The organism is Noviherbaspirillum sp., assembly GCF_036563305.1.
Taxonomy (GTDB): domain Bacteria; phylum Pseudomonadota; class Gammaproteobacteria; order Burkholderiales; family Burkholderiaceae_D; genus Noviherbaspirillum.
This window is the reverse complement of record NZ_DATCMQ010000006.1, coordinates 156,927-170,680: the sequence shown is the minus strand read 5'-3', so window position 1 is coordinate 170,680 and position 13,754 is coordinate 156,927. Positions and strand designations below refer to the sequence as shown.

Annotated in this window: 13 protein-coding genes; 5 read left to right on the top strand and 8 right to left on the bottom strand. The window is 66.1% G+C overall.

Features of this window, described 5'->3' with window-relative positions:
- The first annotated feature begins 31 nt into the window (after positions 1-31).
- Together VIM12_RS04200 and VIM12_RS04195 are read left to right on the top strand one after the other, a co-directional pair.
- Complete coding sequence (locus VIM12_RS04200) at positions 32-676, top strand: Smr/MutS family protein (protein ID WP_331940362.1); 645 nt, start codon at positions 32-34, stop codon at positions 674-676.
- A gap of 68 nt (positions 677-744) precedes the next feature.
- Positions 745-1,347, top strand: a complete 603-nt coding sequence (locus VIM12_RS04195; protein WP_331940361.1) for a trimeric intracellular cation channel family protein — start codon at positions 745-747, stop codon at positions 1,345-1,347.
- 32 nt (positions 1,348-1,379) lie between these two features.
- Here VIM12_RS04195 and VIM12_RS04190 read toward each other — a convergent pair whose 3' ends face one another.
- Both VIM12_RS04190 and VIM12_RS04185 read right to left on the bottom strand, forming a co-directional pair.
- Positions 1,380-1,718 (bottom strand): P-II family nitrogen regulator, encoded by a 339-nt coding sequence (locus tag VIM12_RS04190; protein ID WP_331940360.1) that lies wholly within the window; start codon positions 1,716-1,718, stop codon positions 1,380-1,382.
- A gap of 112 nt (positions 1,719-1,830) precedes the next feature.
- The gene (locus tag VIM12_RS04185; protein ID WP_331940359.1) at positions 1,831-3,879 is read right to left on the bottom strand and encodes an NAD(+) synthase; all 2,049 of its coding nucleotides are present in this window, start codon (positions 3,877-3,879) and stop codon (positions 1,831-1,833) included.
- A 165-nt stretch (positions 3,880-4,044) separates the two neighbouring features.
- Here VIM12_RS04185 and VIM12_RS04180 point away from each other — a divergent pair, with 165 nt between their 5' ends.
- Together VIM12_RS04180 and VIM12_RS04175 are read left to right on the top strand one after the other, a co-directional pair.
- Positions 4,045-5,205 (top strand): GNAT family N-acetyltransferase, encoded by a 1,161-nt coding sequence (locus tag VIM12_RS04180; RefSeq protein WP_331940358.1) that lies wholly within the window; start codon positions 4,045-4,047, stop codon positions 5,203-5,205.
- A 24-nt stretch (positions 5,206-5,229) separates the two neighbouring features.
- Complete coding sequence (locus VIM12_RS04175; RefSeq protein WP_331940357.1) at positions 5,230-6,288, top strand: serine/threonine-protein kinase; 1,059 nt, start codon at positions 5,230-5,232, stop codon at positions 6,286-6,288.
- Positions 6,289-6,295: 7 nt separating this feature from the next.
- On the opposite strand, the gene VIM12_RS04170 is transcribed toward VIM12_RS04175, so the two are convergent.
- The gene (locus VIM12_RS04170; protein ID WP_331940356.1) at positions 6,296-7,924 is read right to left on the bottom strand and encodes an HDOD domain-containing protein; all 1,629 of its coding nucleotides are present in this window, start codon (positions 7,922-7,924) and stop codon (positions 6,296-6,298) included.
- Positions 7,925-8,026: 102 nt separating this feature from the next.
- On the bottom strand, positions 8,027-8,911 hold the full coding sequence (locus tag VIM12_RS04165; protein WP_331940355.1) for a LysR family transcriptional regulator: 885 nt from the start codon (positions 8,909-8,911) through the stop codon (positions 8,027-8,029).
- 96 nt (positions 8,912-9,007) lie between these two features.
- Between VIM12_RS04165 and VIM12_RS04160 the strand changes: the two genes are divergently transcribed.
- Positions 9,008-9,901, top strand: a complete 894-nt coding sequence (locus tag VIM12_RS04160; RefSeq protein WP_331940354.1) for an EamA family transporter — start codon at positions 9,008-9,010, stop codon at positions 9,899-9,901.
- A gap of 32 nt (positions 9,902-9,933) precedes the next feature.
- On the opposite strand, the gene ppa is transcribed toward VIM12_RS04160, so the two are convergent.
- The 4 genes from ppa to VIM12_RS04140 form a co-directional block, all read right to left on the bottom strand.
- Positions 9,934-10,473, bottom strand: coding sequence for an inorganic diphosphatase (ppa, locus tag VIM12_RS04155; RefSeq protein WP_331940353.1), 540 nt, complete (start codon positions 10,471-10,473; stop codon positions 9,934-9,936).
- Positions 10,474-10,604: 131 nt separating this feature from the next.
- Positions 10,605-11,801, bottom strand: a complete 1,197-nt coding sequence (locus tag VIM12_RS04150) for a heme biosynthesis HemY N-terminal domain-containing protein (protein ID WP_331940352.1) — start codon at positions 11,799-11,801, stop codon at positions 10,605-10,607.
- Position 11,802: 1 nt separating this feature from the next.
- Positions 11,803-12,936, bottom strand: a complete 1,134-nt coding sequence (locus tag VIM12_RS04145; protein WP_414691745.1) for a uroporphyrinogen-III C-methyltransferase — start codon at positions 12,934-12,936, stop codon at positions 11,803-11,805.
- Positions 12,933-13,715, bottom strand: a complete 783-nt coding sequence (locus VIM12_RS04140; RefSeq protein ID WP_331940350.1) for a uroporphyrinogen-III synthase — start codon at positions 13,713-13,715, stop codon at positions 12,933-12,935. The genes VIM12_RS04145 and VIM12_RS04140 overlap by 4 nt, the downstream gene beginning before the upstream one ends.
- Positions 13,716-13,754: the final 39 nt, after the last annotated feature.

Genomic DNA, 13,754 nt, shown 5'->3' with positions numbered 1-13,754 from the left:
AGGGCCGCAGGCGCGACGAGGAATTGTCATCATGTCCGGCTCGATCAAGGACTTCGCTGCACTCAAGGCACTGCGCGCCGAAATCAAGGCGAGGGAAGAAGCGCGCAAGGCGGAACAGGCTGAACGCCTGCGGCGGGAGCAGGAAAGCCGGCGCGATGCCGATCTGTTCAAGCGCAGCATCGGCCCGGTTTCCCCCCTTCCCCCCTCCGACAAGGCGCATGCCGCTCCACCGCCGCCTCCGCCTATCCCGCGCCAGCACCTGGCCGACGAACAGGCAGCGCTGCAGGAGTCGCTGTCGGATGAATTCACCATCGAGACCCTGCTCGACACCGACGAGGCGCTCAGCTATGCCCGCAACGGGATCGGTCCGGACACCCTACGCAAGCTGCGAAGGGGCCACTGGGTGATCCAGGAACAACTTGACCTGCACGGCATGCGGCGCGACCAGGCGCGCGAGGCGCTCGGCGAGTTTCTGCGGCAGGCCGTCCGCCGCGGCATTCGCTGCGTGCGCGTCATCCATGGCAAGGGCCTGGGATCGGTCAACAAGGAACCGGTGCTCAAGAACAAGGTCCGGAACTGGCTGGTGCAGAAGGAAGAAGTGATCGCCTTCTGTCAGGCACGGGCGGCCGATGGCGGCGCCGGGGCCCTGGTGGTCCTGCTGCGCGCGTCCGTCTAGTTGTCCGAGCACATCATGCGGCGTTTCCGCCCGCGTACAATGCGGGGAAAGAACAATCCTGCCGCCGCATGTCCCTGATCAAAATCCTCGAGATCCTTGCCATCCTGGTCGGCGCGTTTTCCGGCTTCATCGAAGCGCGCAGCAAGAAGATGGACGTGGTGGGCATCTTCATCGTTGCCTTCATCACCGCATTCGGCGGCGGAACACTGCGCGACATCCTGCTCGACAAGCGCCCGCTGTTCTGGGTCACCCACCAGGAATATGCAATTCTGATCTTCCTGCTGGCGCTGGTCGCGGCGCCGACGATCACCGCGGTGCGCAAGATTGTTTCGGAGCGGCTGATCGTGGTTGCCGACGCCCTCGGACTCGGCCTGTTCTCCATCGTGGGGGTGGCGCAGGCGCTGGAAGCCGGGATGCCGGTCTTCATCGCGTCGATGATGGGGGTCATCACCGGGATCTTCGGCGGGGTGTTGCGCGACATCGTCTGCAACGAAATCCCCATGGTGCTGCGGGACGGGCGACCTTATGCAGTCTGCTCGTTCGCCGGGTGCTGGATGTATCTGCTGATGCAGAAGGCCGGTGTGCCGGTTGATTTCTGCATGTGGACCAGTGCGCTGGCGATCTCGGTCTTCCGGCTGGTGACATGGCATCGGGGTGTCCGCCTGGGTTAGCCGGAGCGCCCCGCGCCACGCTTCATTTCATCTCAGACGGCGTCGCTGCCGGTCTCGCCGGTACGGATACGGATCACCTGCTCGACCTCGCGCACGAAAATCTTGCCGTCGCCGATCTTGCCGGTGCGCGCCGCCTTGATGATCGCGTCCACGGCCTGCTCCACGGTGCCGTCGTCGATCACCGCCTCGATCTTCACCTTGGGCAGGAAATCGACCACGTACTCGGCCCCCCGGTAAAGCTCGGTATGCCCCTTCTGGCGGCCGAAGCCCTTCACTTCGGTGACGGTCAGGCCGGTCACGCCGATTTCGCCCAATGCCTCGCGTACCTCGTCGAGCTTGAACGGTTTGATGATTGCGGTAACCAGCTTCATAACAACTCCTTCATTAGATTGTCATTCAAAAACTGCATGGCGCGGGCTGCACGCGATGCCGATACGATAACCGCTGGCAACCGTCCCGGCAATGGCGGCGCCGGTCGCGCGCTCACCCGGGTATGTTCTCCAGCTCCGTCATCCACACCACCGACTCCGAATCGCTCGGCGCCCGCCAGTCGCCGCGCGGCGACAGCGACCCGCCGGAACCCACCTTCGGGGCATTCGGTATGCAGGAGCGCTTGAACTGGCTGGTCTTGAAGAAGCGGTGCAGGAAAATCCCGAGATTGCGCTTGATGGCGGCCATGTCGTACTCGTTGCGCAGCACGTGCAGGTCTTCCGGCCAGCGTCCTTTGTCGCGGTCGCTCCACGCGGCATGCGCCAGAAAGGCCACCTTCGACGGCGAGAACCCGAACCGCAGCGTGTAGTAGAGGTTGAAGTCCTGCAGCTCGTACGGGCCGATCGCGCTTTCGGTTTTCTGCTCGGGCTGGTCGCCGGACTTGCCGGGCACCAGCTCGGGGCTGATGTCGGTGCCGAGCACGCCGAGCAGGACCTCCGAGCCCGAGCTGCCGATCTGCCCGGTCTCTGCCACCCAGCGCACCAGGTGGCTGATCAGGGTCTTGGGGACGCTGGCGTTGACGCTGTAGTGGGACATGTGATCGCCGACGCCATAGGTGCACCAGCCGAGCGCCAGTTCGCTGAGGTCACCGGTCCCGATGACGATCCCGTTGTGCAGATTGGCCAGCCGGAACAGGTGGCTGGTGCGTTCGCCCGCCTGCACGTTCTCGAACGTGACGTCGTATCTCTCCTCGCCGCGCGCGAACGGATGGCCGATATCCTTGAGCATCTGCAGGCAGCTCGGCCGGATGTCGATCTCGCTGGCCGAGCAGCCAATGACGTCCATCAGCTGCCTCGCCTGCAGCAAGGTCCTGTCGCTGGTCGCAAAGCCAGGCATCGTGATGCCGATGATGTTGGCGCGGGGCAGGCCCAGACGGTCCATCGCCTTCGCGCAGACCAGCAGCGCATGGGTGGAATCGAGACCACCGGAGACGCCGATGATCACCTTCTCCATCCCGGTGGCACCGAGCCGCTGCACCAGCGCCTGCACCTGGATGTTGTAGACCTCGTCGCAGCGCTCGTCGCGCCGGCGCCGATCCGCCGGCACATACGGGAAGCGCTCCACGTTGCGTTTCAGCGGCAGCTTCTCGTCGCGCGGCAGTTCCAGCGTGAACGCGATGCAGCGGAACCGGCCCACTTCCGCCGCATGCCGCCGCACCGAGTTGCCGAAGGTCCCGGTGCGCATGCGCTCGTGCGACAGGCGGCCAAGATCGACGTCGGCGGTGATCATGTGCGAGCTGTCAAGGAAGCGCGGCGACTCCGCGAGCATCTCGCCGTTCTCGTAGATCAGCGCCTGTCCGTCCCAGGCCATGTCGGTGGTGGATTCACCCGTTCCCGCGGAGGAGTACAGGTAGGCGGACAGGCAACGCGCCGACTGCTGGCCGACCAGTTGGTGCCGGTAGGCCGACTTGCCGACAACGATGTTGGATGCGGACAGATTGACCAGCACGGTGGCGCCCGCGAGTGCGGCAAAGGAGGACGGCGGAATCGGGGTCCACAGGTCTTCGCAGATCTCAACGTGGAAGCGGAACAACGGCAGGTTCTCGACCTGGAACAGCAATGCGGGGCCGAACGGCACCGTCTGTCCGAGCAAGCTGATCTCGCTGCAGGTCGCCTGGTCCGCCGGGCTGAACTGGCGGGCTTCGTAGAACTCGCCGTAGTTCGGCAGGTAGCTTTTCGGCACGACGCCCTGGATGCGTCCGCCGGCGACCACCACCGCGCAGTTGAACAGCTTGTGCTCGACCCGCAGCGGCAGGCCGACCACCATTGCCAGCGGCAGGTCTTCGGAGGCCGCGACGATCGTCCCGAGGGCATTGGTGCAGGCATCGAGCAAGGCGCCCTGGTGGAACAGGTCGTCACAGGTGTACGTGGACAGGCCGAGCTCGGGGAACGTGATCAGGGCGACATGGTTCTTCGCCGCCTCGGCCGCGAGCTCGAGCGTCTGGCGGGCGTTGAACACGGGATCGGCGACCCGGCAGCGCGGCACGCCTACCGCCACCCGGGCGAAATCATGGGAATAGATATTGAAGAAGGGTTTGCTCATCTGTGCTTTATCTCCGGAAACGGCAGGGCCGGCCGCGCATGCCGGGCGGAGCAGCGGTTCGGCGTCCGACCCTGACGGCGATTTTGCGTAGAATGGGCGGCAGCTCGCTGGCTGTCCTTCCCCCATGCCGAGAATATGCCGGCACCGACGCAACGATTGTCAATAGTGAATTATCGCACGCGAATCGTCTCCTCTCTTTCCGCCATCGCGTCCCAATGGGACGCGCTTGTCGCTGCGCAAACCGATGCCAACCCCTTCCTTTCGTCCGCCTTTCTCGACGCGCTCCACGAAAGCGGAAGCGCGTCGGCGGCGACCGGCTGGCAGCCGCAGTACCTGACGGTGTGGCAGGGAGAGGAGCTGGCCGCGGCGCTGCCGCTCTACGTGAAAGGCCATTCCTACGGCGAGTACGTGTTCGATTGGGCATGGGCCGATGCCTACAAGCGCAACGGCCTCGACTACTACCCGAAGCTGCTCGCTGCCATCCCGTTTACGCCGGTCGCCGGCAGCCGCCTGCTGGCACGCAGCGCCGCTGCCGAAAGCGCGCTGGTCGCGGCGTTGCGGGGCCTGCAGGAGGACAACGGCCTGTCTTCGACCCATGTGCTGTTTCCGCCCGAGGCGCAGGCGCTGCGCCTGCACGAGGCCGGATTCATGCTGCGCAATGGCGTGCAGTTCCACTGGATGAATCCGGGTTATGCCGATTTCGAGGCATTCCTTGCGACCCTGGAACGCAAGAAGCGGAAGAACATCCGGGCTGAACGGCGCAAGGTGCAGGAAGCCGGCATCACCTTCCGCCATGTGCCGGGGACGGAGGCACGGGAAGCCGACTGGCGCTTCTTCAAGCGCTGCTACGACCATACGTATGCGGCGCACTGGTCGACGCCCTATCTGAACCTCGACTTCTTCCTGCGAATCGGGCGCACCATGCCGGCGAATCTCCGGCTGGTGGTAGCAGAACGGGAAGGCCGTCCGATCGCCTCGTCGCTGGTCGTGCACGACGCGCAGGTTCTCTATGGCCGCTACTGGGGCGCGCTGGAAGACGTGCCCTGCCTGCATTTCGAGACGGCCTACTACCAGCCGATGGCGTTCTGCATCGCCGCCGGCATCGGCCGTTTCGAGGGCGGCGCGCAGGGCGAGCACAAGATGGCGCGCGGATTCCTGCCGGTGAAGACCTGGTCCGCACACTGGCTGGCGCATCCCGCCTTCGCCGACGCGGTGGAGCGCTTCCTCGAGCAGGAATCCGGCGGCATCGATGCCTACATCGACGAACTGCGCGAGCACGACCCGTTCCGGCAGCCACCGCCATCAAACGCGTCTTGCCAAAAATAACACTTCGCGGCATGCTCCTGCTTCATGAGCGCAGCCGCTACCCCCTTCTCGCGCCCCGGCACCCAGGGCACTCCTCTGCACCGCATCGGCCGGTTCAGCGTACAGCATGAACTCGGCCGCGGTTCGACCGGCTGCGTCTACCTCGGCCATGACCCGGTGGTCGGCCGCGACGTCGCGATCAAGACGGTCAATCCGCGGCTGAACGGCGCCGAGAAATCACGCGTCGCCCAGCAGCTGATCAACGAGGCCCGCGTCGCCGGCCGCCTCTCGCACCACAACATCGTTACCATCTACGAGGCATCGAGCGAAGGCGGAATGACCTACATCGCGATGGAATACCTGCAGGGCCGCGAGCTCAGCCGGCTGCTTGCAGGCGGCCGCCGGTACGAGCCGCACGAGGTCGCGTCGATCGGCTGGCGGCTCGCCGACGCGCTGGACCATGCGCACCGGCACGAGGTCATCCACCGCGACATCAAGCCGGCGAACATCTACATGGTGAAGGACCTGCAGCCGAAACTGATCGACTTCGGCATCGGCCGTGCGCCGAACCGGCTCCCCGATCCTGCCGCGGCCGCGGACGAGTCCTATACGCTGGTCGGCGACCACCAGCTGCTGGGGACGCCGAATTACATGTCGCCCGAGCAGGCACAGGGGCATCCGGTCGACGCCCGCACCGACATCTACTCGCTCGGAGCCGTGATGTACGAGATGCTGACCGGTCGCAAGCCGTTCCACGCGGAGAATGCGGACAAGCTGCTGCAGCAGATCGCCTACAAGGCGCCGCCGCCTGCCCATGAAGTCGCACCGGGCATCCCGCTGGCGCTGTCACGCATCGTGATGCGGGCAATGAGCAAGCGCGCGGAGAAGCGCTACCAGACCGCAGAACGGATGGCGCTCGACATCAGGCGTTACCTGCAGAAGGAGCGCCGCTCGCAGAGGCTGCTCGTGCCGGTGGAGACCGCAGACCGCAACGCCACACAGGACGGCGACCAATCGCCTGTCGGATGGGTCACTGCCGGCGTGCTGTTGACCGCCGCCATTGCCGGTGCCCTGGCGTGGCTGCTGGTGCGGTCTCCGGCCTGAGCGTCCGCTAGCGCGTCTGCACGGCCGCCAGCACCTGCCCTTTCAGGGTCTTGATCAGCGCCGTCTCGTCCGCGGGCACGCCTTCCGGCGCCCCCTGGGTGCGGTCTGCGTAGAAAAATCCAAGCTGCCGCTTCTGCACCACCAGTGGCAGGACGATGAAACTGCGGGCGTCTGGCAACAGCGTGCGGTGCCAGGCGGGGAGCAGGTCCCGGATCTTGGGCGCCGTCGCGTCGGAGATCATCAGGTCCGCATCGTTTTCCAGCGCCAGCTGGAACAGGTCGCGCGCCGCCCCCGCAGGGAAAGCGAAGCCGGCCTGCCTCTCGCTGCTGTTCTCGCCAATGGCAATCCGGGCGCGGAAGCGTTGCGTCTGCGGATCCTTCAGGCAGACGGTGGCGAAGCGGAACCCCATGCTGCTGTAGAGCGTTTCCAGGACCAGCAGCATGAGGTCGTTCACCTTGCACCGTCCGGATGCCATCATCTGCGTCACGTCCTGCACGCCCGCCAGCAGCAGGTCGCGCGCATTCATCGGCTTGCCGCTGGCATGGCGTTCGACGATTTGCAGCGGCTCGCCGTGCTCCTGCAGGCCGAGCAGCAGGTCGCCGGGCAGAATGTCCGGCGTGGTTGCCGTCTGGCCGGGTTTCTCGCCCTGTGCCTCGGCTGGCGGTTGCGGCGCCTGTTCGCCCTGGTCCTCCAGTTGCAGGGCGAGGTCGGCGTTGCTGGCCAGCGCCCGCGTCTCGTCGGCCACCCTGGCGAAGAGCTGGCCGATGCGGGCGTGATCAAGTCCCAGCGCGCCGCCGAAGCGGGTCAGCACGGCACGTGTCGCCGCGTCCTGTCCCGGCTCGCCATGCCGGGGAATCAGCCTGGCCGCGGCGGCGCTGAATGCGGCAACCTGCTGCAGCCATTCCTGCCGGCCCCTGGGCGGCTTCAGTACGCCGGGCGGGGGCGGTGCCAGCGCGCCGACGATCGTCTCCGGCATGTTCCATTCCCGGAGCACCGCCTCCGCCAGCAGTTCGAAGCTGCAGCCGAGTACCTGCAGGGACGCCTGCGCAGGCGTGTGGGTGCCAGCCTCGACCAGGGCAATGATCCGGCCGTAGATCTGTGGATCATGTGCTGCCACGAGGAGGCGGCCGAGGTTCTTGAACAGGGCCGCGATCGCGGCTTCCTCGGCATCCTTGAACTGGCTGCGGCGGGCCATTTCGCGGCCGACGATGCTGGCGCACAGCGCCTGGCTCAGCTCGCTGCGCACCGCCTTCGCGTGCCTGCTCGACAGGCGATCGACCAGGATCATCGCCAGCGCCGCGGTCTTCACGCTTTCGAAGCCAAGCAGGAAGATAGCCTTCGAAACGGTCGTCACGGGCGAGCCGGACGCGGTGCGGTAGGTGACGGTGTTGGCAATGCGCAGGACCTTCTGCGTCAGCGCGACGTCCGACAGGATGAAGCGGGCGAGATCCCGCACCGCCTCGTCGTCGGACGATGCCATCTGTACGACGCGGGACACGGATCCGCCGAGGGCGGGAAGGTCGGCTTCCGAGCTGATCTTGTGAAGCAGGCGGTCGCGTGCGGCGACCGCCGCATCGTCGGCTGCTTCCCGGGCTCCGGCTGCGGGTCCTGCTTGCCCGGCATGTTGTGAGGCCACTTACTCAAGCTCCTGGAAACGGCGATTCTGGGGGAATCCATAATGCCGGAAACGGCCCAGGCTGTCGATGCAAGTCTGCAACATTTGTCGGCCAGCGCCGGATCAGGCCATACCTGCTTCGACTGCATCCAGAAACAGCCGGACCTTCGGCGCCAGGTAGCGGTTCGGCAGGTAGATCCCGTAGAGCCATTTCCGCGGCTGGGGCCGCCATTCCGGCAGCAGCCGGACCAGGCGCTTGCCGGCAATGTCCCCGACGGTCATGAAGTCCGGCAGGAGCGCGAGGCCCATGCCTCGCAGCGCGCACTGGCGAAGCCACTCGCTGTTGCCGCAGCGGACCAGCGGCGGAACGGGCACTTCCCGGCGGCGTCCGCCAAGTTCGAAATGCCATACGTCGCGCGGCGCGATGGTCGCATCGGAGAGGCAATCGTAGGCCGGCAGATCGTCCGGTTGCTTCGGCTTGCGGCGTCCCGCGAGGTAGGCGGGACTGGCGACGAGGCTCCAGTCGATGCGGCAGACGCGCCGCGCGTAGACGTTCAGCGGAATGTCGTCGACGATGCGCAGCGCGATATCGATCGATTCCTCCGCGAGATCGAAAAAGGCGTCCGACAGCACGAGCTCGAGCCGGATGTCGGGGTAGCGGGCCATGAAGTCCCGCACGATGTCGCCCAACCGGGCATTGGCAAGGTTGGCGGGCGCGGTCACCCTCAGCAGGCCTTGCGGCGTCGCGACCCGCCGCGACAATTCCTGCTCGGCGCCGACGACGTCGGACAGGATGCCCTTGCAGCGGGCGTGAAAGATTGCGCCGGCCTCGGTCAGGCTGATGCTGCGGGTGGTGCGATGGAAGAGCTGGCATCGCAGTTCCTTCTCGAGCGCGCTGATTTGCTTGCTGACGTGGGAGTTGGACACCTCAAGCCGGGCCGCCGCATGCGAGAAGCTCAGGGTGTCTGCCGCGGCGGCAAAGATGACGAGACGCTGAAGGTCCTGCATTTCTTCCGTATGGAATTAATCTGTTTCCTGAATCTACTTCAATCAGCAGGCAGAAACAATAGACTTTGCATCACCGCCCGCATACCGAAAGCCCGCATGAAGCCCGCCGACCTCCTGCTCGCCCTGCTTGTCATCCTCATCTGGGGCATCAACTTTGTCGTTATCAAGCTCGGGCTGCAAACCCTGCCCCCGATCCTGTTTTCCGCGCTGCGCTTCGCATGCGCTGCCGTGCCGCTGGTCTTTTTCGTGCGGCGCCCGGCCGTACCGTTTCGTCTGCTCGCCGGATATGCGCTGTTCCAGTTCGCGCTGCAGTTCACGCTGCTGTTTACGGGAATGCAGCTCGGCTTCCCGCCCGGGCTGGCCTCGCTCGTGGTGCAGCTGCAGGCCTTCTTCACAATCGGTCTCGCCGTGCTGCTGCTTGGCGAGTCGCCATTGCCGCTGCAACTCGCCGGCGCCCTGCTGGCGGGCGCCGGCATGGTGCTGGTGGCAACGCAGATGCAGGCGGATGTGCCACTCGCAGGCTTCCTGCTGGTGGCGGCGGCAGCGTTTTGCTGGGGGATGGGCAACATCGTCACCAAGCGCATCGGCCGGGTCGATCCGGTTGGCCTCGTGGCCTGGGCTTCCCTGTTGGCTGCGCTTCCGCTGCTGATCGCATCCCTGCTGCTGGAAGGCCCCGCCGTGGTCGCCGCCTCTCTCGGCGGGATGGGCTGGACCGCCGTCGGCGCAATCCTGTTCCAGGCCTGGCCGACCACCATCATCGGCTTCGGCATCTGGGCGATGCTGATGCGGAAGTATCCCGCTGCTTCCGTTGCGCCGTTCTCGCTGCTGGTGCCGGTGGTGGGCATGCTGAGCGCCGCGCTGCTGGTCGGCGAACCCCTTCCATGGTGGAAGCCGGCGGCGGCGGCGCTGGTGCTGTGCGGGCTGGCGCTGAACCAGGCCGCGCCATGGATGGCGCGCCGGACGACCGGCAAACAAAAAAGCGCGCCATAGGCGCGCTTGGTCAAGGTCGCGGGGAACGCCGCTTACTTGCTGTGCTCTTCCGCGTACTTGGCGGCGCTGGCCATGATTTCCTTCTTTGCCTCGTCCGGGCCGTACCAGCCCTCGACCTTCACCCATTTGCCCTTCTCGAGGTCCTTGTAGTGCTCGAAGAAATGCTGGATCTGCTGCAGGCGCAGGTCGTTCAGATCCTCCGGCTTCTGCCAGTGCGTGTAGATCGGCAGCACCTTGTCGACCGGGACGGCCAGCAGCTTTGCGTCACCGCCTGCCTCATCCGTCATCTTCAGCACGCCGATCGGGCGGCAGCGCACGACGACGCCGGGAATCAGCGGAAACGGGGTGATCACCAGCACATCGACCGGATCGCCGTCGTCGGAGATGGTCTGCGGAATGTAGCCGTAGTTGCACGGATAGTGCATCGCAGTGCCCATGAAGCGGTCGACGAAGATAGCGCCCGTCTCCTTGTCGACTTCGTACTTGATCGGGTCGGCATTCATCGGGATTTCGATGACGACGTTGAAATCATCCGGCAGATTGCGCCCGGCGGGAACGTTGCTCAAACTCATGATGCTCTCTCGAAGGGGAAGAAATTTTGGAAACTTCCGGATTATAGCGGCTTTCATCTCCCGCTCGTGCGGTGCAGCATCGCTCCTTGCGCCGGCATAAGCCGGCGCAGCGGGGACGTGAAGTTGATTGCCTAGAGGAGGGTCGCCAGCGCGCACTGGCGGAAATGGGCCGCGGCCAGGTCGGGCTGGTTCAGGGCTTCATGCAGCTGCGCCAGCTTCAGGTGGGCCTCACGCACCACCGCGGCGTCGTCAGCCTCAGACAGCGCATGTTCGAGCTGGCGCTGCGCCCTCCCCCAGAGCTGCTGCCGCAGGCACAGGGAGCCGAGCGTGAGCGCAAGATCGGGATCACCGGGCCGCGCCTGGGACCATTCCTCGCAGCGCTCGATCTGCGCCAGCAGTGCCGGCGTACCGACGGCCGCCGCCGATTCACCGTAGGCGCGCACCAGCCGGCCGTCCCAGTCGACCATCAGCGCCTTCTCGACAATCGCGCGGGCCTCGTCATGCAGCCCGGCGGCGTTGAACACGCGTGCCGCGCGGACCGCGACGAAGCACTGGACGCGGTCTTCCGCCGGTATGCCGGCCCAGACGCGGCGAATCGACTCGCCATCATGCGACTGCCTTGACAGCAGGTCGTCGTAGGCCAGTTCGCGCAGGCGCCGGGACAGCGTCGGATGCAACGCATTGCGCTTGTCCAGCAGCCGCACGATCCGCAGGACCTCGGGCCAGTCCTGCGCCGTCTGGTTCGCCTTCAGGGCCAGCCGCAGCGCATGGATGTGGCGCGTGCCGCTGGACGAAAGCTCCTTCACCGCAGCCAGCGCCGCTTCGGGCTCATGGCCATCGGTGGCCAGTTCGATCGAGGTCATCAGGCGCGCGGTCTTCAGGCCCTGTTCGTCCCGCGCCTTCGCCAGCCATGCGTCGCGCCTGTCGCCCTGCCCCATGCGGTGTGCGGCCCGGGCCGCGACGAGCGCCGCCAGCCCCGTGTTATCCGGGTTCTCGGCCGCGCGGGCAGCAGCCTTCTCTGCCTGCCCGAAACGTCCCTCGAAGAGCGCCTTGAGGGCGTCGCGCAGCGCGCGGTTGCCTTCCCGCTCGCGCTTCTCGCGACGGTAGGCGGCGACACGGGCGGGCATCTGCTGCGTGCTGCGGATAGCGCCGAGCACCGCGTACAACAGTGCGAAGAGTGCCGCCAGCAGCACCAGGAACAGGTTCAGCGATAGGTCGATGCGGTACGGCGGATAGAAGATGACGGCGTTGCCGGGATTGAGATGCGCGCCGACCGCAAGCCCGACCGCAACGGCAAACAGGATGACCAGCGAAAGAAAAATCCTCATGTCAGGGCTTCGCCTTGTAGTTGCGCACGGCGTTGAGGCTCTCCGCCAGGGTCGGCATTTCGATCGACAGGTTGCTGGCCTGCACCTGGCGCAGCAGCGCCTGCACCGTCTGTGTCTGACGTGCCCGCGTATCGAAGTACTTTCCGATGGCGTCATGCGCGGCCAACAGGTCGCTGCGGAACGCGCTCTCGTTGCGGGTCAGGAGCGCGAGGCGGGCGTTCAGCAGGCGCAGTTTGAGGTTCTCGCGCGCGTAGTAGGACTGGGACGGCGTGAGCAGCAGTGCGTCCGGGGTGGTGACGTCGCGCACGCGCACCAGCTGGCGCACCTCGTTCCACATTTCCGTGGTCCAGCTCTGCCATTTTTCTTCCACGCTCGCCAGCCAGTCGCTGGCAGCGCCCTGCTTTTCCGCGCCATGCTGGGCACGGCGCGAGGGCTTTGGCTGGGTCGCCGGCAAGGCCGGTCTTTCGTCGGAGAGCAAGGGCATGGCGTCGACCTGCCCGATGACGCTGTCGAGACGCAGCGCGATGCCCGCCAGGTCGACGACCGGCAGGGCCTTCAGCCGTTCGAGGTCCTTCGCGATCGCGCGGCGGATGACGATGAACTGCGGCTTGTCCGAGCGCGACAGTCTGCTGTCGGCATTTTGCAGCGCGATCACCGCGCCCTGCACGTTGCCCGCCAGCTGCAGCTGCTGGCCGGCGGTAGACAGCACCTGCTCGATCTCGGCCAGCGCCCAGTCGTCCCGGTTGCGTGAAAGCTCCTGGTACATCTGTTCCAGCGCCAGCTGCTGACTCTGCGACTCGGTCTGCTTCCCTTCGAGCACGCTCACCTTGGCCTGTAGGTCCTTTACCGCTTCCTGCGCCGACTTCAGCGAGACGCGGTTCTCCGTTGCCATCGACTCGCCGCTCTTGAGCCGCAGCGCCATGTCCTCCCGCAGGTCGTGGATGGCGCGCTGGGTGTGCCACCATTGCCCGAGCAGCAGCAGGGCCAGGATGCCGGGCACGACATACAGCGCGATCGTCCTGCTGCGGCGGCCGGTACTGGTGGGCGAAGTGGCGGTCGGGGCGGATTCGGATGGCATGGAGGCGTCGTGCGTTCTGGTCGGATCGGAGGGCGGAGGAGACGGCAAATTATTCATGCGCGAAATTGTAACGCGGCGATCAGCTGCTCGTCCCCTGAGCCGGTCTCCAGCAAGTCCTCGAAGCCGAGCGCGCGCGCCGTTTCGGCAATGCGCACATGGGGAATCACCAGCCGCTGGCGTTGCAGTTTTGCAACGCCTTCTTCACCGGCGGCCTGACGCGTCATCTCGACCAGGATGCGCAGCGCCTCGGAACTGGTGATGATCCACTCCGCACCGCTGTCGATCAGGCCGGCAAGCTGCTCCTGCCGGTGCTGGTCCAGCGCCGGCGCAAGGCGACGATAAGCGGCGACGGTCTCGACCATGGCGCCGTGCGACCGCAGCGCGTCCGCCAGCAGCTCGCGGCCGGTTTCGCCGCGCACGATCAGCACGCGCCGGTGCCTCAGCGCGTCGAGGTCGAGCACGTCAAGCAGGGTTTCGGAATCGCTGCGGAACCGGTCGCGCGGGCTGAAGATGCGGGTGTTTTCGGATGTACGGCCGTAGCGTGCCAATGCTGCCTTGCTGCCCTCGCCTACTACCGCGATCGGGACGGCGGCAGGCCATGTACCGATCAACGCAAATGCGGCGTCGATGGCGTTGGGGCTGACGAAAGCCACCAGCGCAAACTCGGTCAGCCGCGCCAGCGCGGTCCGCAGCGCCGCCTGGTCGGGCAACGGCTGGATCTCCAGCAACGGAAAAACAATGGCATTGCGGCCGGCGGCGTCGAGGCGCGCGGCGAGCGGGACGGCCTGCGCTGCCGGCCGGGTAACGACAACGGGGAGATCGTGGCGCACAGTCATGGTGGAAGGCAGAGCGGTCCTTGCGTGGACGCAGCCGCA